The organism is Silvibacterium bohemicum, assembly GCF_001006305.1.
Taxonomy (GTDB): domain Bacteria; phylum Acidobacteriota; class Terriglobia; order Terriglobales; family Acidobacteriaceae; genus Silvibacterium; species Silvibacterium bohemicum.
The window spans coordinates 586,834-610,052 of record NZ_LBHJ01000004.1 but is presented as its reverse complement, the minus strand read 5'-3'; the positions used below and the strand labels follow the sequence as shown (position 1 = coordinate 610,052).

General features: G+C 58.7%; 17 protein-coding genes. 7 read left to right on the top strand and 10 right to left on the bottom strand.

The genetic code is table 11. The features are described from left to right. Window positions 1-2 precede the first annotated feature (2 nt). On the bottom strand, window positions 3-329 hold the full coding sequence (rplU, locus tag XX99_RS13275; RefSeq protein ID WP_050059853.1) for a 50S ribosomal protein L21: 327 nt from the start codon (window positions 327-329) through the stop codon (window positions 3-5). A 544-nt stretch (window positions 330-873) separates the two neighbouring features. On the opposite strand from rplU, the gene XX99_RS13270 reads away from it, so the two are divergent. Together XX99_RS13270 and rpmB are read left to right on the top strand one after the other, a co-directional pair. Beyond that, the gene (locus XX99_RS13270) at window positions 874-2,166 is read left to right on the top strand and encodes an MFS transporter (RefSeq protein WP_050059852.1); all 1,293 of its coding nucleotides are present in this window, start codon (window positions 874-876) and stop codon (window positions 2,164-2,166) included. A gap of 230 nt (window positions 2,167-2,396) precedes the next feature. After that, a complete protein-coding gene (rpmB, locus tag XX99_RS13265; protein ID WP_050059851.1) occupies window positions 2,397-2,585 on the top strand; it encodes a 50S ribosomal protein L28 in 189 nt (62 codons plus the stop codon). Window positions 2,586-2,643: 58 nt separating this feature from the next. On the opposite strand, the gene XX99_RS13260 is transcribed toward rpmB, so the two are convergent. From XX99_RS13260 to XX99_RS13240, 5 genes are all read right to left on the bottom strand, one after another. After that, entirely contained in the window at window positions 2,644-3,642 is a 999-nt protein-coding gene (locus XX99_RS13260) for a hypothetical protein (protein ID WP_156185968.1), read from the bottom strand. Beyond that, entirely contained in the window at window positions 3,639-4,052 is a 414-nt protein-coding gene (gene msrB, locus XX99_RS13255; protein WP_050060129.1) for a peptide-methionine (R)-S-oxide reductase MsrB, read from the bottom strand. Before msrB ends, XX99_RS13260 begins: the two co-directional genes overlap by 4 nt. A 58-nt stretch (window positions 4,053-4,110) precedes the next feature. Continuing rightward, the gene (locus tag XX99_RS13250) at window positions 4,111-4,503 is read right to left on the bottom strand and encodes a RidA family protein (protein WP_050060128.1); all 393 of its coding nucleotides are present in this window, start codon (window positions 4,501-4,503) and stop codon (window positions 4,111-4,113) included. 50 nt (window positions 4,504-4,553) lie between these two features. After that, window positions 4,554-5,138: a hypothetical protein gene (locus tag XX99_RS13245; protein WP_050059849.1), complete on the bottom strand. Its 585-nt coding sequence runs from the start codon at window positions 5,136-5,138 to the stop codon at window positions 4,554-4,556. 163 nt (window positions 5,139-5,301) lie between these two features. Further along, window positions 5,302-7,542, bottom strand: a complete 2,241-nt coding sequence (locus XX99_RS13240; RefSeq protein WP_050059848.1) for a RelA/SpoT family protein — start codon at window positions 7,540-7,542, stop codon at window positions 5,302-5,304. Window positions 7,543-7,655: 113 nt separating this feature from the next. Here XX99_RS13240 and XX99_RS13235 point away from each other — a divergent pair, with 113 nt between their 5' ends. Both XX99_RS13235 and XX99_RS27260 read left to right on the top strand, forming a co-directional pair. Further along, window positions 7,656-8,984, top strand: coding sequence for a class I SAM-dependent rRNA methyltransferase (locus tag XX99_RS13235; protein WP_082125536.1), 1,329 nt, complete (start codon window positions 7,656-7,658; stop codon window positions 8,982-8,984). Between the two features lie 250 nt (window positions 8,985-9,234). Then, window positions 9,235-9,402 (top strand): hypothetical protein, encoded by a 168-nt coding sequence (locus XX99_RS27260; protein WP_156185967.1) that lies wholly within the window; start codon window positions 9,235-9,237, stop codon window positions 9,400-9,402. 30 nt (window positions 9,403-9,432) lie between these two features. Here the strand turns inward: XX99_RS27260 and XX99_RS13230 are convergent, their stop codons facing one another. From XX99_RS13230 to XX99_RS13210, 4 genes are all read right to left on the bottom strand, one after another. Beyond that, complete coding sequence (locus XX99_RS13230) at window positions 9,433-10,779, bottom strand: EAL and HDOD domain-containing protein (protein ID WP_050059847.1); 1,347 nt, start codon at window positions 10,777-10,779, stop codon at window positions 9,433-9,435. 447 nt (window positions 10,780-11,226) lie between these two features. Further along, entirely contained in the window at window positions 11,227-14,268 is a 3,042-nt protein-coding gene (locus tag XX99_RS13225; RefSeq protein ID WP_082125535.1) for a TonB-dependent receptor, read from the bottom strand. Window positions 14,269-14,656: 388 nt separating this feature from the next. After that, a complete protein-coding gene (locus tag XX99_RS13215) occupies window positions 14,657-16,930 on the bottom strand; it encodes a YncE family protein (protein WP_050059844.1) in 2,274 nt (757 codons plus the stop codon). A 342-nt stretch (window positions 16,931-17,272) separates the two neighbouring features. Beyond that, complete coding sequence (locus tag XX99_RS13210; protein WP_050059843.1) at window positions 17,273-19,348, bottom strand: alpha/beta hydrolase family protein; 2,076 nt, start codon at window positions 19,346-19,348, stop codon at window positions 17,273-17,275. 623 nt (window positions 19,349-19,971) lie between these two features. Here XX99_RS13210 and rpsL point away from each other — a divergent pair. From rpsL to fusA, 3 genes are all read left to right on the top strand, one after another. Then, window positions 19,972-20,376 carry a 30S ribosomal protein S12 gene (gene rpsL / locus XX99_RS13205; protein WP_050059842.1) on the top strand — a complete coding sequence of 135 codons (405 nt, stop codon included), beginning with the start codon at window positions 19,972-19,974 and terminating at the stop codon, window positions 20,374-20,376. Between the two features lie 87 nt (window positions 20,377-20,463). Continuing rightward, window positions 20,464-20,937: a 30S ribosomal protein S7 gene (gene rpsG, locus XX99_RS13200; RefSeq protein WP_050059841.1), complete on the top strand. Its 474-nt coding sequence runs from the start codon at window positions 20,464-20,466 to the stop codon at window positions 20,935-20,937. Window positions 20,938-21,043: 106 nt separating this feature from the next. Further along, window positions 21,044-23,125: an elongation factor G gene (fusA, locus tag XX99_RS13195; RefSeq protein ID WP_050059840.1), complete on the top strand. Its 2,082-nt coding sequence runs from the start codon at window positions 21,044-21,046 to the stop codon at window positions 23,123-23,125. The last annotated feature ends 94 nt before the right edge of the window (window positions 23,126-23,219 follow it).

The following is a 23,219-nucleotide window of genomic DNA, read 5'->3' as shown; positions in this document are numbered from 1 at the left end:
CGTTACTTGGCCGCGCTGTAGCTGTTGCCGTCCACTTCGATCGAGTCGATGCGGACCTCGGTGTAATCCTGGCGATGCCCCTGCATCTTCTTGTACTGCTTCTTGCGCTTGTAGTGGAAGACCAGAATCTTCTCGCCGCGCCCTTCGCCCAGGACCGTGCCGATGACCTTCGCGGACGCGGGGTTGCCGATGCCGTTATCGCCGGAGAAGGCGAGGACTTCGCTGAACTCGACGGCGCCGTTCTCGTTGGCCGCTGCCTTCTCAATCTTGACCACATCGCCCGGGGCGACGCGATATTGCTTTCCACCAGTGCGGATGACCGCGTACATAATTCCTCCAGCGTTCGACGGTGCGAACGCGCTTCCAATCTCAAGGCTGGGCAGATACGTGCTCGCTCAACGAATGGCTCAAACTCTCAACAGTTCAGGAGTGAGCTGGCTGCATCTGGTCGTGCACTTCTTCAATCCAGAGGGGTGAGCCGCAGAGCGAAAGGCAGAATCGCCAAACCATTTGATTTTACCGGCGCGGAAGGCTCAGGTCAATGGCCCAACTCCGCCTCAGGCCCAGATCCGCAACGACAACCAATTAAGAGCCTACATCAAGTGTCTGCACTTATCGGCCAAGGAATGAAACCGGCGGGCGAAGGTTTTTATCGACAGGATCCGGATTGGGGGATCGAAGGCTAAGCAACGCTCCTCGCCGAGCTCTCCAGCTTTCGCGTTTCGATCTCGGCCGCAGGAAGATTTCCCGGGGGCAAGAGGAGGCTATCGATGAATCTCTCGCCGCCTACGCGGAAGCTTTTACTGTGACAGATTGTGGTACAACCCCCAGAAGGCAGTCCGCGTGAAACAGAATTCGAGTTTGGGAGAAGCGATGGCCGGCACGCAGCAAAAGTCAGTTAATTCGCGAAGGCAAATCCTGTTTGCCAGCATGATAGGCACCACCATCGAGTTCTTCGATTTCTACATCTACGCGACCGCCGCCGTACTTGTGTTTCCGCGCCTCTTCTTTCCCGCCTCCGATCCGTCGTCATCCACGCTTGCATCGCTGGCGACGTTTGGCATTGCCTTCATCGCGCGTCCTATCGGATCGGCGTTGTTTGGACACTTCGGCGATCGCATCGGGCGCAAAAGAACGCTAGTTCTGGCTCTTTTGACCATGGGCCTTGCCACTTTCATGATTGGAGTGTTGCCGACCTATCGCTCCATCGGCATTGCCTCGCCGCTCATTCTGGCGCTCTGCCGTTTTGGCCAGGGAATCGGCCTGGGAGGCGAGTGGGGCGGCGCCGTCCTGCTGGCTGCCGAAAACGCTCCGCCCAAGAAGCGCGCCCTGTACGGCATATTCCCGCAGCTCGGAGCTCCCATCGGATTTTTGATCTCCGGCACTACTTTTCTTCTACTCTCGCGCTGGCTTACCGAAGAGCAGTTCTTTAATTTCGGCTGGCGGCTCCCGTTTCTGGCCAGCGCGGTGCTGGTGATACTTGGCCTCTATGTTCGATTGACAATCGCGGAAACCCCTGTCTTTCAGGCTTCGATCGAACGTGGGGAAACGGTTGCCGTTCCCATGAGCACAGTCTTCCGTCGCTATTTGGGGCCGCTGGTGGCAAGCGTCTTTGTCTGTCTGGCCACATTCGTTCTGTTCTACCTGATGACGGTCTTCGCCCTTTCGTGGGGAACCAGCGTACTTCATTACAGCCGCTCCAGTTTCCTTCTGATTCAACTGCTTGGCGTCCTGGTTTTCGCCCTCACGATTCCCATCTCCTCTGTGCTGGCGGAGCATGGGCGCCGCCGGGTGATGTTCGTCGTCACCGCGCTGATCGCGGTCTTTGGCCTCGTTCTGGCTCCGCTGTTCACGGCCGGCATCGTTGGAACGACTGCGATGCTGTGCATCGGTCTGGCTTTGATGGGATTCACCTGGGGGCCGCTCGGCACATTGGTTTCTGAGCTTTTCCCCACGCCCATTCGATATACGGGCAGTTCTCTCGCGCTCAGCTTCGCGGGCATCCTGGGCGCATCGCTCGCCCCGTATATTGCCACATGGCTGGCAAAGACGTATGGCCTTCAATATGTCGGCTACTACCTGACAGGCTCGGCAATTCTTACTTTTCTGGGGCTGCTGGCCATCAAGGAAACAAAGGATAAAGACCTTACGGCTTCGCTGAGTTAGTTCTGCGCTGGCAATTGCCAGCGCTGGCCGGCAGGCACGGAGATGGCGGCAATCCGCTGTTCGCTTGAAGAAATCAGCGGAGATAGGCTAAACTGGAGATTCGGCGCCAGGATGGGAATCCCATCCATCGATCTGCCTGCTCTCCGGTTCAGTTTTGCGGCTGCTTTTGTCCGCACGGAGAGGCCTAACGGATCCGGATCGCCCGAACAATTCAGGATTTGGAGTTTGTCATGGCACAGGTTTGTGATCTTTGCGGCAAGGGTCCGCAGTTCGGCAACAACATCTCGCACGCACACAACGTGAGCCGCCGTCGCTGGAACGTAAATCTGCGCCCGGTGAAGGCCAAGACCGAGGGTGGCGCGAAGCGGATTCGCGTGTGCACCAGCTGTATCAAGAGCGGCAAAGTCGTTAAGGCCTAAATCTTCTTTCGGAAGCAAAAGCCCGGCCGTTTCGCGCCCGGGCTTTTCTGTGTTTACGCTAGGGCTTTGGCGGATTTGTAATCGCGACTCGAATCTTCGCGAGTGGCGCATTATTGTCGAAGCGCACCCCATCCCCGTCCTTCACCACTCCCAGCTGCTTCCATAACGCGTCCAGATCCATGGTTTCCGGCTTGTCCCGCGTCTTGTTGTAGAGATCCATCAGCACATGCGTCCCGGTCGCCTGATCACCAATGGTCAGCGCCTTGGTCAGAGGCCAATCCTGATCGATGGTGCCTCCCGCATTGACGATGGCGCGAAGTGCGTCCTGCAGGCCCTTGCGGTTGGCGGTCTGCTTGCGGATCTCTACATCCGCCATGAGGCAGAACTGCGCGCCTCCCCAGTAGGTTCGGCCCCACGTATGGGTATTGTCGAGTCCCTGGTCGCCCGGTCCTGGATTGCCCTTCGACATATCCCGCATCATGTCGCCCCATATCTTTTCCGGCTTGAGCAGACCTGCTTGCACCCGGGCAACGGGCTCGACGTAGACCGCGATGCCTTCTTCGATCCAGTGATGGTCATCGTCGACGGAAGGAAAGGCGGTGTGGATGAGCTCATGGGTCATCATCCAATCGTCATCGAGATCCTGCTGCGTGCTGTTTTGGCCGACGTGGATGCGAGTGAAGCCGGGAAAGCCTCCCACTCCGCCCCACGTAGTGCCGCCGCCGACTCCGCTCTCACCTGGAACGAACTCGACGAGGACGCGGTCGCGTGGGACAGGGAAGCGGCCGTAGTAAGTGGTGACAGCAAGGCCTGCGTTCTGGACCCAGTGCACGATCTGGTCCGGTGGCAGGCTAGGGTCGCCAGGTCCGAAATCGATCTGGATGGGCGAACCTTTCGCCTCGATGGTCCGTGTGGATGCTACGGAATCAGCCCAGGGTGCGTGATGGCCGTGGAACTGCGCGAACGCAATGCCGGCAAGCGTGATTGTGCAGATGAGAACGGCCAGCGACTTAAAATCGCTGGCCGTTCGCTTCGCCTGTGATTTCGGCAAACTCACGAATTCGACTTTTCAAAGTTGAGAGCTGCCGAGTTGATGCAGAAGCGCTCGCCTGTGGGCTTCGGACCGTCTGGAAAGACATGCCCGAGATGGGCTCCGCAACGGGCGCAGGTCACCTCCACCCGGCGCATGCCGTAGCTGCTATCTTCATGCTCGTCGACCGCGCTGGCGCTTACCGGCTGATAGAAACTCGGCCAGCCGCTGCCGGACTCGAACTTCGTATCGGAGGTGAAGAGCTCGGCATTGCAGGCTACGCAGCGATAGATGCCGTCCGCGTGGTTACGGTAAAGCGCTCCGGAGAATGCCGGCTCGGTGCCCTTCTGCCGCGTGACGTAGTACTGCTCGGGCGTAAGCTGCGCCTTCCACTCCTCTTCCGTCTTCTGGATCTTCTCGACTTTCGTGTCGGTCATCATTCCCTCGCTTTCCTGGATATTGGATGGACTTCGGGACCGATTCGTTACACCTCTCTTAAAGCGCAGCGATGACTTCGATTTCGACCAGCGAATCTTTAGGAAGGCGGGCGACCTCGACCGTCGACCGGGCGGGCGCGACCGTGCCTTCCGGCGCCAGATATTTGCCGTAGATGGCGTTCATGGCGGCGAAGTCATTCATGTCCTTGAGAAAAACCGTCGTTTTAATGACGCCGGCCAGAGAGGTGCCCGCGGATTCCAGGACAGCCTTAAGATTTTCGAGGACCTGAGTAGTCTGCTCGGCAATGCCGCCGGAAACGATCTGTCCGCTGGCCGGATCGAGAGGGATTTGTCCCGAGGTGTAGAGAAAATTTCCGACGCGAACGGCCTGCGTGTAGGGGCCGATGGCCGCGGGAGCTTTGGTGGTGGCGATAGCTGTCTTTGTGCTCATGGATTGATTGTCGGAGAATGGCTGGCCGGAGGCAAATAGCCGCTCGTATTTCAGATGTTTTTGAAGGATGTTTTCAAAGGGCCTGCCCAAGCAGGGACGGGGTCGAACCATCGGGGCGTGCCATTTTCGATCATGGCGACTTCACGATAGCCACCATCCGTAGAGTTGTCGAAGAGCATGACGAAATCTGCAACGTGCGCCGCGATAATCAGGTTTTTCAAACTTCGCTCGTAACGACGACGGACGTCCGCTTCCGGGACATCGTGTCCGCCGCCGATAAACCTCCGACGGATGCGGACTAAATTGATCTCGACATCAACGGTTCCGATATAGACCAGATGAATAGCGAATCCTAGATTGCCAGCCGTCCGCATGGTCTCGATGTAGTTCTTGCCGGAAAGTGTGGTCTCGACTGCAAAACTCTCGCGACGATCAACAAAGCCGGCAACTTTGGTAAGAACTTCTCGACCTGCGGTAAGAGGATTCGTATTTGCTGGATCGGCTTGAATCGTCTTAGCGATCACATCAGGATCTAGCAGAGGATAAGCTGAGAAGAAGTCGAGATTACCGCCAGTCAGAGTGCTTTTGCCAGAGCCGTTTGGTCCGGCGACAAGCGTGAATGTCGGGGTTTTCAATTTGATTGGGGCTGTTGAGACTGAGTATCTTTACGGGAAGCGATGATAGCGTCGATACGCCGTTGTTCTTCCGCAGCCTTGCGCCGCGCGCCCTCCGCAAGCTTACGAGCGAGTTTCGTCCACTCGGATTCCATGCGTTTATCCTACTCCCGCTGCCTGTTAGCTACAGCTTCTGCGAACGCTGAACGTCGCGGACGCCCGGTACGCGGCGGAGCCCTTGCACCAGGCGCGTCAAGTGCCGCACGTCTTCGGCTTCGATGACGAATTCGACGATAGCGTCATCGTTGAGGCCAGGCTTGGAGTCGACGGTGCGAATGTTGGTGTTCTCGTCGCTGATGACGGCAGTGAGCTCCTTCAGCATGCCGGTGCGGTCGTCGCAGAAGACCGTGAGCTTAACCGGATAGGTAAGGCGCCGTCCTACGGATTCATCCGCCGGGCGCGCCCACTCGACGGTGACGCGGCGGTCGGATTCATAAAGGAGGTTCTGCACATTGGGACAGCTTCGCGCGTGGACTGCGACGCCCTTGCCGCGTGTCACGTAGCCGATAATCTCTTCGCCGCGAATCGGATTGCAACATCGCGCGCGGTAGACGAGCAACTCGTCCTGGCCTTCCACCTGAAGCGAATCCGCATTGCTGGTGAGCGAGACGCGTTTGACGGTATCGGAGACGCCGGGAGTCGTCGACTCCTGTTCCGAGGGCTGCTGGCTGATGACCCCCGGGCTGATGCGATTCAACACCTGGCGCGCCGAGTATTTGCCGAAGCCGATGGCCGCCATCAGATCGTTGGGCGTGGCCACGCTGTACTCCGCAGCGATGCGCTCGTAGTCCGATTCGTCGAATTTGGAAAGTGCGATCTTGTATTTCCTGGCCTCGCGCTCGAGCAGCTTGCGGCCGATCTCGATGGCGCGCTCGCGCTGGTGCTCGTTCAGCCAATGCTTGATCTTGTTGCGGGCCCGCGAGCTCTTGACGATGTTGAGCCAGTCGCGGCTCGGTGTGTGACCATTCTGGGTAATGACCTCAACGATGTCTCCGTTGCGCAGCTTCGAGCGCAGCGGCGCCATGCGTCCATTCACCTTGGCGCCGATACAGGTGTTTCCAACTTCGGTGTGGATCGAGTACGCGAAGTCCAGCGGGCTGGCATCTTTGGGCAACACGACCACCTTGCCCTTGGGAGTGAAGGTGTAAACCTCCTCCGGATAGAGATCGATCTTCAGAGTCGATAGAAATTCGTTGGGATCGGTCATCTCCCGCTGCCACTCGACCAGCTGCCGCACCCAGGCCAGCCGCTGTTCATCGCGCGCGCTGATCGGCGAGCCTGCTGTCTTGTATTTCCAGTGCGCTGCGATTCCTTCTTCGGCGATGCGGTGCATCTCTTCGGTGCGAATCTGCACCTCGAATTGATGGCCGGCCTCGCCCATCACAGTAGTGTGCAGTGACTGATACAAATTCGGCCGGGGCATGGCGATAAAGTCTTTGATGCGGCCGGGAACCGGACGCCAGATGCTGTGGATGAGGCCGAAGACCGCGTAGCAGTCCTGCACGCTCGAGGTAATGACGCGCAGAGCGAGCAGATCATAAACCTGGTCGACGGATACCTGCGACTTCTGTAGCTTCTGGTTGATGCTGTAGAGACGCTTGATGCGCCACTCGACGCGGGCCTTGACATTGTTCTCGCGCAGCCGCTCGATCAGCAGCGCTTCGACGCCGGAGAGGAACTGCTCGCCCTCAGTGCGGCGCGCTTCAACCGCTTCATGCACCTGTTCGTACTGGAATGGATCGACGTAGCGGAAGGCGAGATCTTCAAGCTCGCCGCGTACTTTGCCCATCCCCAGACGATGAGCCAGTGGAGCATAGATATCGAGCGTTTCGCGTGCAATGTTCTGCCGTTTTTCTAGGGGCAGATGCTCGAGCGTGCGCATGTTGTGCAGGCGATCCGCAAGCTTGATCAGCACCACGCGCACATCGCTGACCATGGCCAGCAGCATTTTGCGCACGTTCTCGGCCTGGCGGTCTTCGCGGTTGGCGAATTCGATCTTGTCGATCTTGGTCACGCCCTCGACGATGTGCGCAACCTGCTCGCCGAACTTCGCGGTAATGTCGGCAGTCGTAACGGGTGTATCTTCGACGGCATCGTGCAGCAGGCCGGCTGCGATGGCCGTCGAGTCCAGCTTCATCTCGGAGAGTACGAGCGCTACTTCGAGCGGATGCAGGACGTAGGGTTCGCCCGAAGCGCGGAGCTGTCCCTTGTGATGCTCGAGGCAAAACTCCCAGGCTTTGCGGATGATTTCGGGGTCGTCGTTGGGGCGGTTGGCACGGACGGAATTCAGCAGCTCGCGGAACTTATCCGCGAAGAGATCGGCATTTCGCTCTGGCGTGAGCGAGCTGGTTTCCACCGTTGCCATATCCCATTCTATACGCAGCAGGCGAAAGAGGCATCACGAGCCCTATGCATCTTCGTGATTCCTGCAAGGCCGCACTGTGCGACGATAACTGTTTGAAGCAAAGGATTGAATCTATGAAGCTTGATGAGTCAAAACAGCGCCGCAAGGCAGGAATTTCAGCCGCGAAAGCAACAGGCGCGCAGACTCGTGTGCCGGCCGAGTCGGAGAACGGGGCCGTGGTGATTGCGCGCCGTGCTGCTGACCGGCTGCGTGCAGGACATGTGTGGGTTTATCGATCGGACATCGTTGCGATCCCCTCATTCGAGACTGAGGGCGAAGAGTCTTCTACCGCATCTGCGCCGCATCTGCTTCCGGTCTCCGATCAGCGCGGGGATCTGCTGGGAACAGCGCTCTACAGCCCTTTTTCCGAGATCGCTCTGCGGCTGGTGACGACCGAACCGCTCGCCGGTCAGGCTGCGTGGCTCGATCTGCTGGCCACACGGCTGCGCGCGGCCGTTGCCAGGCGGACAAATATCCTTGCCGGCGAAGAAACGAACGCCTGCCGCCTGGTCTTCAGCGAGGCCGACGCCTTGCCGGGCCTGGTGGTCGACAAATATGGCGAATTGGTCATTCTGCAGCTGCTCTCCAAGGCGTTGGACGACGAAGCGGTGCGCATTGTCGTAACTCAGATTCTGCGCGAGACACTGCGGCCGGCCACGATCGTCGAGCGGCCCGACCCTCGCATTCGCGAGCTGGAGCAGATCGATCCCGAAGCCGGACGGTTTCCGCTGTTTGCGGCCAACTCCGAGGAGCCGCTGCTGCAGACGGCCTTTAAGCTGAACGGCCTGAACTTTCACTACGACGCCAGCTCCGGCCAGAAGACCGGTGCCTTCCTCGATCAGCGGGAAAACTATGCCGCCGCCGCGCGTTATGCGCATGGCGAAGCACTCGACGTCTGCTGCTACCAGGGTGGCTTTGCGTTGCATCTGGCACGAGCCTGCTCACGGGTGACAGGCGTGGATGTTTCGCGTGCCGCACTCGAAGTAGCGGAGCGAAACCTGACCGCGAACTCCGGCCTGACGGCGCAGGTCGATTGGGTTGAGGCTGATGCCTTCGACCTGCTGCGCGACTGGAGCGAGTCGGGAGCTGCCTACGATACGATCGTGCTCGATCCGCCGGCCTTTGCCAAGTCCAAAAGGGCAGTCGAGGGAGCTTTGCGCGGATACAAGGAGCTGAACCTGCGAGCGCTGAAGATGCTGCGGCCGGGCGGCGTGCTCGTGACCTGCTCCTGCTCGCACCATGTGTCGGGGGCGGACTTCCAGGCTATTGTTGCGGCAGCGGCGGGCGACGCAGGACGGCGGGTGCGTCTTCTGGAGCGTCGCGGCGCGGCTGCAGATCATCCGGTCGTCCTGACCATCCCAGAGACCGAGTATCTGAAGTGCCTGGTCTGCCAGGTGGATTGAAGCAAATCACCGATATCGTGCGTTCGGATTGTCGACAAAGGTTTTGGCTTGGGCAGGGTACGACCTTCAGGCCGTACATAAATTGAGCAGAAGGAGCGCCGCTTCAGCCGCTGAGGGAACATCCCGCTCGCGCTACAAAGGTTCGTCATCCATCTCAAATCACCGGCGTGTGCTTTTGCTCTCGGGAATTCTGCGCTGCTACGATGTGGAAAGCGGCAGTGGTTGGGGCTGTCCGCATTCCAGAGTTATAGTGAGCCGCAATCTCTATTGGATATGGTTCGTTGGCTCAGCGGCCTGGTTTCTGGACGCGGCGCTGGTGCTGCATCGTGGAGCTCTGGCGCGGGGACTTTTGGCGGTCGCAGTGTCGGCGATGTTTCTGGTGGCGGGAATGTTTTTCAAGAAGCAGGCAGGCCGTTAGCAGGCTTCCAGCGTTCCTTCGGCACAAGTCCTAATTCGGCGCCAGAGACTTTCTTGGATCGATCGTGACGGCTTTCTCAGCCCACGCAAGAGATTGCGTATAAAGATCGCTTAATTCAGCTTCGCTAAGGCGAAGGGCGGAGCACTGCTCCATGCAGGCGGCCCAATCGGCCTCTTTATAACACTCGAATAGTTTGAGCGCGGCGCTCGCGTGGTTGGTTTCTCCGGACAAAGCTTCCTTGATCTCCGGACGTAGCGGCAAGGCAGCGATCAGGTCCGACGTCGGCATTTCCAGCATCACGTCCATCAAAGACAGCATGCCGAAGAGATATTGTTCCGCGGCATTCTCGCCAGTGAATGGAGCCATCAATTCCAGGAAGCGCGCGCGATGAAGAACGTGGACGAGCAGTTCGCTGGAGCGGCTTCGGCAGGTTTCTGTAGCGATGGCATTGATGAGCAGCTTTCGAAATTGCAGCTCTCCCACCTGCATCAGCGCGTCTTCCATGGAACGCACTTCGCGGTTCAATCCGAATGACGCGGAATTGACCAGGCGCAGCAACTGATAACTGAGCGCTATCTCGGACTTCAATAAGAGGGCCAGTTGCGAGATGCGAAACTCTCCCTGGCTGAGAGCGGACAGAAGATAGAGATAGTTCGCCCCATTGGCGGGCATGATCTTCTTCGAGAAAACGACCGGATGACAGAAGAAGTAACCTTGAAAGAGAGTAAAGCCTTCGTTCAGAGCAGCCTGGAATTCTTGCTCGGTCTCGACCTTCTCCGCCAATAACGTTATCTTCGTGCCTTTGAGCCGGGCTATGATTTCAGCTCTCTCCTTGGCATCGGAGAGCCGGAAGTCGACCTTCACGTAATCCGCGAGATGAAGCAGCCCTTCCATGCTTTCGCTCATGCGGAAATCGTCAAGAGCCAGCTTGTAGCCGAGTTTCTTATAGCGGGCGCAGGCCTCGAGAATTTCTTCATCACCAACCACGGTCTCGAGTATTTCTAGGACGGTCGATTCCGGGAGCAAAGTTACGATGCCGCTTACCAGAGATTCGCGGGTGCAGTTAACGAAAGTCGGCGCTCCGTGGGTCAGGTCGTGAAATCCGTAGAGAGCTCCATCGGCGATCATGATGCGGGTAGCTTCGTCGGTATCTCCGCGGAAGCAGTTTTCCCAGCCCGAGCGGAAGAGAAGCTCGTATCCAAAAACTCCCTTGCGGCGATCGAAGATCGTCTGCCGCGCGATGAAGCGTCTTGCTTCTCTGGCCTTGGCTTCGAGCAGGAGAGTTTCCGGAAGAGCATGGCGCGACTCCTGCGCGCTAACGCTCGACTCCGCCTCTCCGTGCTTTCGCCAGATGGAACCAAAGATATTCAAGCTCATATTCGTTTCCGACAACTATTCACCGTTCGAATCGCAGAAGCTTTTTGAGTAAATCAATGCAAGTACCGCAGAGAGTTTTCTGCGGGATTCTCGTTCTAAAGGCGCAACGCGATCCCGGCCTCGATAGCGGGTATCATACCGGCCGAAGCCCTCGTTTCAATCACCAAGTGCCTTTTACCGCTCTTACTCTCGGTGCTTACCGATTTGTGCAAGAACGGTTACTATATCGGCAGAATTTGAAAGTTATAGCGTCCCCCCATGAATTGAGGGGTATCAACCTAATATTTTGTTTAAGTTGCCATGCGTCAAATTGAAACAAGATAGGTTATTTGGGGGGTAAGAATCGAAAGATTAGAAGCCAACCGGCAAGGAAAATGAGCTGAAAAGCTCTACGGATCCCGTCCGCCATGCCTGTTCTTACTTCGGACAGTAACTAAAAGCTCAGATCTAGAAACTCAGATCCATATGCAGATAGAGGATGCGGTTGGCCTGGGTATTGGAAAACTGAGTCGAGGAAAGAGACGTAGAGTGGCCAAAGAGAGGAGCGCCGAGGACTCCTATCGGCAGTCCTCCATTCACGATGTTCAGCACGTTCTGCGCTTCGATTCCCAGGTTGAGTTGGTACTTGCGAGGGATCTCTTGCTTGAGTATCTTGCTGCCCGGGGCTGCTGGTTGGACCGATGAGTCGCCAATCCGGGGTCCGACGGCAAAGGTGCGGGACAAGAGCATCTGCAGCATCGCTACCGAGGGTCCGCTTCCATAGTTGATCGGGATGATGGTCTGCCCAGACAGCGGGGCGGCGTCAAAGTTACCCCACTTGGTGCGATATACGCTGGGCCGGCTCAGATCGGTTGCGAACGCGGGACGATCGTTGAATTGCGAGTCCCCATTCAGATCGGTTCCGGTCGTGATGTTGAACGGCATGCTGCTTTCGAGGACCAGGAACGGATCGATCTGGAACTTGAAGGGCAGGTTGGCCAGACCGCCGAAGTAGGCGCGATTACGCAGATCGTTCGCTGCGCGTCCATAGTCGGCGTGCAGGTCGTATTGGTTGGAAGGCGTGTAGGAGGCGCCGGTGGTGTTGGCCTTGCTGTAACCGAAAATGTAGATTCCGTAAAACGTGACCGGTTTGGTGCGGTAGTGGACATTGAGCAGGAGCCGGTTTCTCTTGGAAATGCCCTCGGACTCGTACTCATAGATGTTTCCCCCGTCAGTTACCGGGCGAATGCCGCTGCTGGGATCGTCCGGGTTGTAGGTGCCGGGCAGCGGCGCGTTGACATTGCGCAGAAGAAACTGGTCGACGCCGCGATAGAAGCTGTAGTCGATGGAGAGGGTGAGGCGCTTGAAGAAATCCTTGTCGAGGCTGACGCCCTGCTGCACGATGTACGGCGCGTGAAGCTGCGCGCCTATGCGGTAGATAATAGGCTGCGCATTCGGGCCAAGCGCGTCAGGCTGAGGACGCGCCGGATAGAAGTCGGGGTCGTTGACTGAATACTGACGCTGGGTGATTCCGTTCTCGCGCTCCGCCAGGTCGACAGAGTCCACACCGAAGCGCTGATAGAAGACGCCGATGCCGGCGCGGAGGACGCCCCACGCGGGTTTGTCCCGGTTCCCGTCATGTCCCGCGCCGATGGCCCAGGACCAGCTCAGGCGCGGAGCGAAGTCGGCGTGGTCGTGAATGTGCGATTGAGTTTCGTAGCGCAGGCCCGCGTCCAGCGTGGTGTTCGGCGTGATCTTCCACTCGTCTTCGAGGTACAGGCCGAGGTCGGCCAGGTTGACGTTGACCCTGGGATTGCCCTGGGCGTAGGTGAAGTAGCTGGCGCCCCCGCCATTGGCCCGGATCTGCGCGGGACTCAGTCCCTCGGCCAGCCCCTGTGTCGTGAGCTCATAGGCGCCGAGGGAGGAAAAGATATATACGCCGTTGTATCCGTCGCTGGAGGTGTTGCTGTCCTGGGTGTCGCGCAGGCGTCCGCCGATGCGGATGAGATGGTTGCCGCGCAGCAGCGAAAGGTAATTCTGCACTTCATACCGGTTCTGTCCGTCATGCAGCTGGTCGATGGCGTTCCCCCCGCCATTGAAAGCCCCTTGCACCAGCACAGAAGGAGCGCTGCTGAGTGACAACGAGCTGTCGTTGATGCGCATGAACTGGAAGCGCGTCTCGTTGATGACGTGTTCCGTCCAGGTCTGGGTATCACTGAGCTGGAGTGTCTGATCGGTATGCCGGGTATCGATGGCTTGAGAGGGCAAAGAAAGCTGGCTCTGCAGGAGATTATCCTGGTCCTGCCGTCCGAACTGGTAACGAACGGTGAGGGTGTGCACCGCGCCCAGCTGAAAATCGAGCCGCGGACCGAGATCGGTCGAAGTCTGAGGGCTATTGACGGTGGTCGCGACCACCGGGCTGTTGCTCGAGGTCGTCGCATAGACAAACGACTGAGCGCCAACATCCTGGCGGTCGCCGGTAAGAAGCCACGAGCTGTTTTTCGTTAGTGGGCCGCCAATGGCTCCCTGCGAGTAAAAAGCGGAATACGCCGGCTGCCCCACGACGTAAGGATTGCTGGAGTTCAAGCCCGAGTCGTCGCCGAGCAGGGTGAGATCGCCGTGCAGCTTGTCGCTCCCCGGTTTCGTAAAGACTTCGATACGCCCCAGTCCAATAGTGTCGTATTGAGCCGAGTATGGATTCTGGTTGATGCGAATCTCACGGATCGACGATTTGGGCGGGAGGCGAGTGCCGGTAAATCCGTCGATGTAAAGCTGGGGCGGGGTGGTGGGGTCGGAGCCGGCAATCAGCTGAAGCTGGGTCTGGAGGTCGATGGGATTGGTGGGCAGCGACTTCAAATCGGAGGGGCTGAGGACAATCGCTCCCGGGCTGAGGTCGGGACTGGCATCCAGTTCTTCGCCGGAAACCGCGATCTGCTGATGCTGGATATCGATGCGCAGATCAATCCGCAGCCGGAGCGTCTCTCCCGCTTGAATTGCAACACCATCGCGCGCTTCGCTGCGAAAGCCATGAGCCACGATGATGAGCTGATAGGTTCCCGGCAATACAGTGGCGAAGCGAAAGGTTCCTTGAGTGTCAGTGGAGGTCGAAAGCTGCGAGTGATCGCTGCCTTCGAGAGTGACGACCGCGGAGGGCACCAGTGCCCCGGAGGGGTCGGCGACGACGCCGGTAAGAGCGCCGGGCAATTGTGGCGAGGAAGCGGGCGCCTGAGCAACGGCTACCGTCCATCCCATCCAGCCAACGAAGAGGCAGGGAACGATGGCCGCCTTTGCGGCAGCTATGGCGAGACGAGTAACTGAATTGGGCCTGGACTGCCTGCAAAAAGCGAAAAAAGAGCGGGCCGGCATCGATAGTCGAGCAAGCGAGGTTGCAAGCAAGAATTTAGGCGCGACCGGCCGTCCGGCGATGCGAAGCGTTTGCGAGATCTCTATCGCAGCACGCTCACGTAGCCTGAAAAGCCCAGGGCAGAAATTCGCGGTTCTTCGAGCCATGCAGGGGAGGAGGATCTCCTGAATCGAGAGCGACGCTTTGGAGCGTTTGCGTTTGTTTCGCTTTCTTCAGTCCCTACGATACTGAAACTTCCGGAATCGACCAATGGGTCTTTTGCAGCGGTGAGATTGAGTGGGACTCCTGCATTGAAAATCGTAAATGGCGGCGGTTTTCCTTTGCGACGAGAACCCAAAAGTACCTGGTATAGCGCGTTTCAGGTACCACTCTCGTGCTATCTGGGTACGAGATATGGGGGATTCTCTCAATAGGGCGGCTGAAGCAAACTCAGAGATGTCACGAGGGTTGCGGTTTGGGGGAACAACAGCTCTCAGGACACGAAAGGCCTGCCACTTGTGGCAGGCCTTTCGTCTTTTAGGATTGCAATTCGTTCTAGGTAGTCGGCCTTGGCTTGACGGCCAGCATCTGAGCCGGCACGGTCTGGCCACTGGCGTTGGTCAAGCCGGGATTGATGGTCAGGGTGTCCTTGAGCGCAACCGGGTCAACGTAATGGATAAGATTGTCGCCCGACGTGCTGACGAAGAAGATGGTGTCATCGGGAGAAAAGATACCGGCAATGGGTGCCTGGGCAGTGCCCGACAACTGCACCGTGGAGAGGGTTCCCGCCGCGCCTGGACTTGCCGACGGTTGGTAGGCGGGAAGAAGTCCGGTTGCTGCGGTGGCGTTGTAGAGCACAAAGGCCACGCTGGAGTCGGGCGAAGCTAACACGTCGTCGATCTCCGTAGGAGTAACACCCGCCGGAAAAGGAGTCTGGTTCAGAGTGGTCGGGAACGTTCGAGGAGTGCCGCCGCTGAAAGCCGGGCACGCCCCGGTGGGAACGGTCACACCGATATCAGTGAAGGTGTTCCCACTGACACTGGCTCCCAGGATGTGCAGGCCGTCATTGGTGTTGGCCAACTTATCGGTCTGGGCGCCCACGCTGCCGGCTGCGGGATAGTAAGGCGGATTCGCCGAAGCATTGGGGCAGAAGCTGTGCGCCGTCGTTGGGGAGCCGGTGATGAACTGTCCAACCGCGGGAATGGTCAGCGCAAGATCCGATCCGCAGAAGGGATCGTAGGTGCCCCCCGCCAGCGGGCTATTGTTGTTCAGCGTGCAACTCTGCTCGGTTGCGTTGATGGGGTAGGTGCTCCAGCCGCTGTTGGCGTTATGCACGTAAAGGTTATTGGGTCCGGTGATGTAGACGTTCTTGCCGTCCGGCGAGAAGACCGCCTTCGTAGCCAGGCCGCCAACGCTGGTATTCGCGCCGGTCGAGACGGTATAGAGATAAATGACCTGGCGCAGCTGGTCGTTGATGACCAGCGTGGTGCTGTCCGGTGAGGCTGCGAGGACTACTCCCGGAACCGATACGTCTTCCTTGGACAGTCCATTGGTCGAGGCGCTGTAGATCATCAGCTCGCGAAAGCTGCCGAAATAGAGGTTGTTCCCAGCCTGGTCGAGGACCATGGAGTTAGGGGGGAACGGTGTGCGGATGGGAGAGCTGGGCAGACCCGTGGTGAGGTCGATCTGGCTGAAATACTGCGATTGCGTGGAGGCCATCCACATGATCGTGCTGCTGCGGCCCGGCGATGTGACGTTGAGCGTGTTGCTCACCACCGGCATGCCGGTGCCGAGAACACCTATCTGGCCGATAGGCGACGGATTACAGGTGGTCGGCTGGCAGATGGCGGTAATCGCGGTGGCGCTGGGGAAGGTCGAGGAGACCTGTCCCGCCGCACTGACGGCAATCTCCTGCGGCCGCGTCGATGTGAAATCGAGCGTCAGGCCGCTGAGGATGGTGTTGTTCTGGTCGGTAGCGACAGCCAGGATGTTCTGCGGGGTGCTGGGGTTGACCACCGCGCTGGTGGCGCCATTGATCGACAGGGCGATATTAGTCGGCGGGCAGGTGTAGAAGTACCCGGCCGGTGCGCTGACCAGGGCAACCGTGGCGTTCACGACGGTCGACCCCGGCATATTGGCGGTAGTTGTTCCGTTGGTGCCCGTACCGGTGACGGTGGTGTTGTTGATCGTCACGATCGAGCTGGTGACCGGGGTGTAATCGATGGTGCCGACGCTGGCGGCCGGTATGACAACACCGTTCGGACCAGACACCGTCGCTGTGAAAGTGGGTCCGGGATTATTCTGCGAAACGCATGCGGTCTGTGCTGGCACGCTTATAGCCGTCACTGGTGGATGAACGAAGACGGGAACGGGATTGCTGGTGACGCCGGAGCCCGACGCCGTAATCTGGGCCACGCCGCAACTGGTGGCGTTGCATTGCTCGGCCGCGGAGCCAGTGGGTGGGGTGCAGATGGTGAAGTCCGCGATTCCACCAGGGCTGTTGCGGTTCCAGGTGCCGCCGCAAAGGGCTCCCGTCGGAGAAATATCCGCCAGAAGGAGATTGCTGCTGCCGTAGGTGAAGGTAGAGACGGTGGCGGCGGCTTTTTTGCAGTTAAAAGCGGATGGCGCCGAAACCTGCCCGGTCTGTCCCCAGGACAACGAGATACCGGTCGTTTCAGGTTGCAGGGTAATGAACTCTACCGCGTTCGTCTTCGGGCCAAATCCGAGTCCGTTACAAAAATCCCCGACTTGGGTGGCGCAACCTGAGATAGAAAGGCCAACGGGAAGAGAGAAAACAAACAAAGCTATGAGGGCGAGATACCGCTGCATGAAACCTCCCCGCCCGAGCGAGGGAGCGCGGACGGTCTTTCCAACCGAAAGTGTCGAACAGTCCTTATTAGACGTAAGGGTTCGAAGAAAAAGTGTATCAGGATTGGCCATTCAGGCGTGCATGGCCGCGCCGCCTGTTCCCCACCCGGCCGATGCCTGTCCTTACCGCTCCCTTTGGCCGTCGGGCTCGGTTAAGGGGTCAAGCATCTGCCGGTTTCTCTGCCATGTCCGGACCAAGGCGATTTAGGCTCTTCAGAGCTCTGAACCCTGAACCCTGAACCCTAACTATGAGCCCTGAACCCTGAACCCTAAACCCTAAACCCTAAATATGAGCCCTGAGCCCTACTTCATATATTCGTCAAACCAGCCGAGCGCCCGTTCGAGGACGTCGATCTGGTGTGCGGGGTCCACAAAGCGGTGTCCCTCGTTGGGATAGACCACGAGTTGCGTCGGAACATTTTCGTCCCGCAATGCGTGCCAGAACTCGAAGGACTGCGGCGCGGGGCCTTCGCCGTCGCGATCGCCTACGACGAGTAGGGTTGGCGTTTTGACCTGCTTGACGTAGTTGATGGGCGAGCTTTTGGCGTAAACGGCGGGATCGTCATATACGGATGCGCCGAAGAAGGGGAGCATCCACTGGTCGATGGAGTTCTCTCCGTAGTAGCTGAGCCAGTCGGAGACGCCGGCTCCGCCGACGGCCGCGCGGAAGCGATGGGTCTGGCTGACGGCAAACATGGACATGAACCCGCCGTAGCTCCAGCCGGCAACGCCCACGCGCTGGGGATCGACCGGATATTTGCGGGTAACGGCGTCGACTCCGGCAAGAATGTCGCGAAGGTCGCCGTAGCCGAAGTCCTTGCGGTTGGCTGCGGTAAATTTCTCTCCCTCGCCATAGCTTCCGCGGGGGTTGGGCAGAAGCACGAAGTAGCCGAGCGCGGAAAAGGGAACGCCGCCGAAGCCGGTCGAAGGCCAGCGGGGGAGCGTGACCGAGGATGGGCCTCCATGAATCAGGACGATCATGGGGTATTTCTTCGCCGGGTCATAATCGGCCGGATAAAGCAGCCAGCCTTGCACGTGGAAGCCGTCATTGCTCCAGTCGACTGACTCGGACTTGCCCCATGAGGGTTTCAGCGCATCGTTGTAGTGCGTGATCTGCTTGAGATCGCCGAGGGGGCCGGCCCAGACTTCGGGCGCATGCTCGAACGAAGATTGAATATAAGCAATCTCGTTCCCCGCTGTAGAAATGCGCATTTGAAGTCCGCCCGCGCCTACGGTGGCTGGCAGGGTGGCGTTGTACTCCGATGACTCCTGGCCGGTTTCGATGTTGTAAACGAAGAGGTGCGACTGCGCGTCCTTGGTTTCTGCTACGCCCAGCTGCTGATTGTCGACCCACTCGATCCAGGCCGGGCTGGAGGCACGGTCGGGAGTGACGTTCTTGGCCTCGCCGCCGGCAGCCGGGATGACGTAGATATCGCCGCCAGTCACGCCCTGGTCCGACATCAGTCCTCCGATGAAAGCGATTTCTGACCCGTCAGGCGACCAGCGCGGCACGGCGAGTTGCAGGCCGTGAAGCGGGCCGGGGGTTGTGTTGGGGTCAAAGGCGACTTTCGGACTTTCTGTGATCAGGGCTTCTTCCGGTTGGGAGCTGCTGGCGGCCTGATACAGGCGTCCAACCCGCTTTGTGTAAAGCTTCGCCACCCACCAATTGTTTTCTCCGGGGGGCGGGGCAGCTATGAACGCCAGATTCTTTCCGTCGCTTGACCAGCTGAACTCGTAGACATGGAGATTGGCGGGGGTGATCTGGGTCAGATTGCCGCCGCTGGCGTCGACCGCGGCCACCCGCTGCACCTCCAACCCCTCGACGCCAATCACTCCAGACGGCGGCTTCATGGCGGCCAGGGCTCCCGACGGACGCGTCGCCCCTTCCACATAGAGAAAGCTGAGGAACTTGCCATCGGGAGAGTACTCAAGGCTCTCGGCAAAGCCGTTGAGAGGGGCGAGCAGGTGTGGGGCTGCCGTTGAGTCGGCATCGGCAACGAAGATGGCGGTCTTTTTGTCTCCCGCCTTTCCGTTCTCGGTGCAGTCGGAAAAGAAGGCCAGGTGCTTGGAATCGGGCAACCAGGCAAGGCCGCTTTCTTCGCCTTTAGCGCCGGCTGCGCAAGCCGTAACGGGATGGGGATGGCTTGGGTTGTCGAGCGACGCCACCTGGATGCCATCGCCGCTTACTTCCCAGGCGATCAGGTTGCCATCAGGCGAAAGTTCAGTCTCCCCGAGAGTGCGAACCTTTTCGAGAGAATGAATGATGGCTGCGATACGTGGATCATGTGTCGGGGCGGCGGCGGTCTGGCCGAAGGCTGCAAAGGACACAAATGCAAAGGTGCCAAGAAGAGCAGGGGCAGCGAGGCGATGAAGGGGCATACTTTGCAATCTAGCAGAGAGGAATTAGGCGTTTTGCGTATGCTGGAAATTCCGCAAATCTTCCCTTGTATTTCGCTTTTCAGAGAGCAGGGGAAGGGGATTCGTTCGAAATATCCTGGAACCGTGAGAAAATCTCTGCAGGGAAGCGAAATTCGCGTTCGTCCCGTTGACGGACGGGGTTGCTCTTGCTACTCTTAAAAGGTTCCACGAGTGTGCTTGTTTTTCCTGTATGAGCGGAGAGACGAGAGGCTCAGGCAACAACCATCACAGAAGCAGCCGGTAGCAGTGGATCTCCGGCGCGTAATTTCTGTGAGCCCCAGCCGGAAGCAAGGATGGGGACGTATCGCACAGGCGCCTGCGACATTTGCCACCTTGGCAAACTATGTGGGCCGGAATCAGCGAAACGGAGTCGGCTACTTTTGCGGCCTGCTGAATAAGCGGGTTCGAAGTTACGCGCGGCCACCGTCGGGGTTCTCGTCTGGGATTGAAGTTTTGGGGTAAGGCGCGAAGCGAAGCTTCGCTGGTTCGGATGCTTGCGCGTCCGGATCGTGTTGTGGGGCGGCTTTTGGGCCGCGTCCGATGGTTAGGAATTTGAAACGGTTTGGATTGGTAAGGAGTCGGGTTTGCCTACATTCAGTCAGCTGGTAAGGAAGGGTCGCACCGCACCGCGGTATAAGACGGCCTCCCCTGCGTTGCAGGGTTCGCCGCAGCGGCGCGGAGTCTGCACGCGTGTCTACACGCAGACGCCAAAGAAGCCGAACTCGGCACTTCGTAAAGTGGCGCGTGTTCGCCTGACGAACGGGATTGAAGTGACGTCGTACATCCCTGGCGAAGGCCATAACCTGCAGGAGCACTCGATTGTGCTCATCCGCGGCGGCCGTGTAAAGGATCTGCCCGGCGTGCGCTATCACATCGTGCGCGGCACGCTGGATTCCGTCGGCGTGGTGAAGCGGACGCAAAGCCGGTCGAAGTACGGTGCCAAGCGCGCCAAGGCTGGAGCACCAGCCGCAGGCGGCAAGAAGAAATAGGTGCTGCGCGCACGGCGACACGCGGCTTTGCCGCAAGAGCCAAAGCGCAGGCCGAAACAAGTTTTGAAGTAGAGAGAGATTTGATTTATGCCTAGAAAAGGTCATATCGCCAAGCGTGAGGTTGCTCCTGACCCGGTTTACAGCTCGTCGCTCGTGACGAAGTTTGTGAACTCGATGATGTGGGGCGGCAAGAAGTCGACGGCACAGGGAATTTTCTATACCGCCATGACGAACCTCGAGGCCAAGGGCGGCGGCACCGATGCGCTGACTCTGTTCAAGAAGGCTGTTGAGAATTGCAAGCCGCTGCTCGAGGTAAAGACCCGGCGCGTCGGCGGTGCGAACTATCAGGTGCCGATCGAAGTGAATCCCGAGCGCCGTACGTCGCTCGCCATTCGCTGGCTGGTGAGCTACGGTCGCGCCCGCGGCGAAAAGGGCATGATCGACAAGCTGTCCGCCGAATTGCTGGATGCGGCCAATGGCCGCGGTGCGGCGATGAAGAAGAAGGAAGACGTTCATCGCATGGCCGAAGCAAACAAGGCCTTCGCGCACTACCGCTGGTAGGACTAGCCGGGACTGGACGTTCAGGCGATTGCGCTTCGCGCTGGTCTGGGAAGAATAATTTCAACCTTGAGCTGAAAGGCTTGAGAGAAGCAGAGAGAAGAATACTGTGGCTCGCCAAGTACCGCTAAATCGTTGCCGGAACATCGGAATCATGGCTCACATCGACGCCGGAAAGACGACGACAACCGAGCGCATTCTCTTCTATACGGGCATCACGCACCGTATCGGAGAAGTGCACGAGGGTACGGCGACCATGGATTACATGGAGCAGGAGCAGGAGCGCGGCATCACCATCACCTCCGCTGCTACCACCTGCACCTGGAAGAATATCCGTATCAATATTATTGACACCCCTGGCCACGTGGATTTCACGGCCGAGGTGGAGCGCTCGCTGCGTGTTCTGGACGGCGCGGTCGCGCTCTTCGACTCCGTCTCCGGCGTGCAGCCCCAGACCGAGACGGTCTGGCGGCAGGGCGATAAGTACAAGGTTCCCCGTATTTGCTTCGTCAATAAGATGGACAAGGCCGGCGCGGACTTCGAGCATGTGATCGAGACCATCCGCAAGCGCCTGGGCGCGCGGCCGGTGGCGATTCAGATTCCGATTGGCGCGGAAGCGAATTTCAAGGGCGTCATCGATCTCATCGAGATGCGCGCGATCGTCTGGCATGACGAGACGATGGGCGCGGAGTACTCGGTCGAGCCGGTTCCCGAGAATCTGCTCAAGAAGGCTGAAGCCTTCCGCATGCAGCTGATCGAAACCGTCGCCGAGAATGACGATGAGATGCTGCACAAGTTCCTGGAAGGCGAGACGCCGACTCCGGAAGAGCTGAAGAAAGCATTGCGTGGCGCGACCATCGGGATGAAGGTTTTCCCGGTCCTGTGCGGCACGGCTTTCAAGAACAAGGGCGTTCAGACGCTGCTCGATGCGGTCGTCGATTATCTGCCCAGCCCGTTGGATGTGCCGGCGGTTGAGGGTATCGACCCCAGCGATCCTTCGGTGACTCTGATTCGCGAGGCGAAGGACGAGGAGCCGCTGTCGGCTCTGGCCTTCAAGTTGATCAACGATCCCTTCGGGAAGCTGAGCTTTATCCGGATTTACTCGGGCGTTTTGAAGACTGGCGATACGATTCTGAATCCCCGTACGGGCAAGAGCGAGCGCGTAGGCCGCCTGGTGAAGATGCACGCCAACAAGCGTGAAGACATCACCGAGATCATGGCCGGCGATATCTGCGCGGCGGTGGGTCTCAAGGACATCAAGACGGGCGACACTCTGTGCAACCCGCAGCATCCGGTTGCGTTGTCTGCCATCACCTTCCCGGAGCCGGTCATTTCGGTGGCAATCGAGCCGAAGACCAAGGCCGACCAGGAAAAGATGGGCATGGCGCTGGCGCGGCTATCGGATGAAGATCCTACGTTCAAGGTTCGCACCGATATCGATTCGGGTCAGACCATCATCAGCGGCATGGGTGAGCTTCACCTTGAAATTCTTGTCGACCGCATGAAGCGCGAGCACAAGGTCGAGGCCAATGTGGGCGAGCCGCGAGTGGCATTCCGCGAGACGATCCGCAAGCTGGCTGAGGCGGAAGGTAAATACATCCGTCAGACCGGTGGTTCGGGCAACTACGGCCACGTGAAGATTCGCCTGGAGCCCAACGAGCCGGGCAAGGGCTTCGAGTTTATCGACGCCATCAGGGGCGGCGTGGTCCCCAAGGAATATATCAAGCCGACCGAGCAGGGTATCCGTGAGGCGCTGCACAACGGCGTGCTCGCCGGCTACGAGATGGTCGACTTCAAGGCCACCCTTTTCGACGGCAGCTACCACGATGTCGACTCGAATGAAATGGCCTTCAAGATTGCCGGATCGATGGCCTTCAAGGATGCGGCGAAAAAAGCCAGCCCTGTTCTGCTCGAGCCGGTGATGGCAGTTGAAGTTACAGTGCCGGAAGAGCATATGGGTACGATCATCGGCGATATCAACTCGCGCCGTGGCCGGATCGAAGGCATGGAGCACATCGGCGGATCGCAGGTGATCAAGGCCATGGTGCCGCTCAAGGAGATGTTCGGATACGTCAACGATATCCGCTCCTCGACCCAGGGCCGCGCTTCGTACTCGATGCAGTTTGCCCGCTACGAAGAGGCGCCGCGCATGATTTCGGAAGAGATCATCAGCCGGAACCAGGGTAAATAGCCGGTTTACTTAGTTTGGAAATAGCGGATCCCTTGGGGTTCGGAACAGAAAACGGAAGATCAGCAGCGCTGAAGGAACGAGAGAGGGAGTCAAG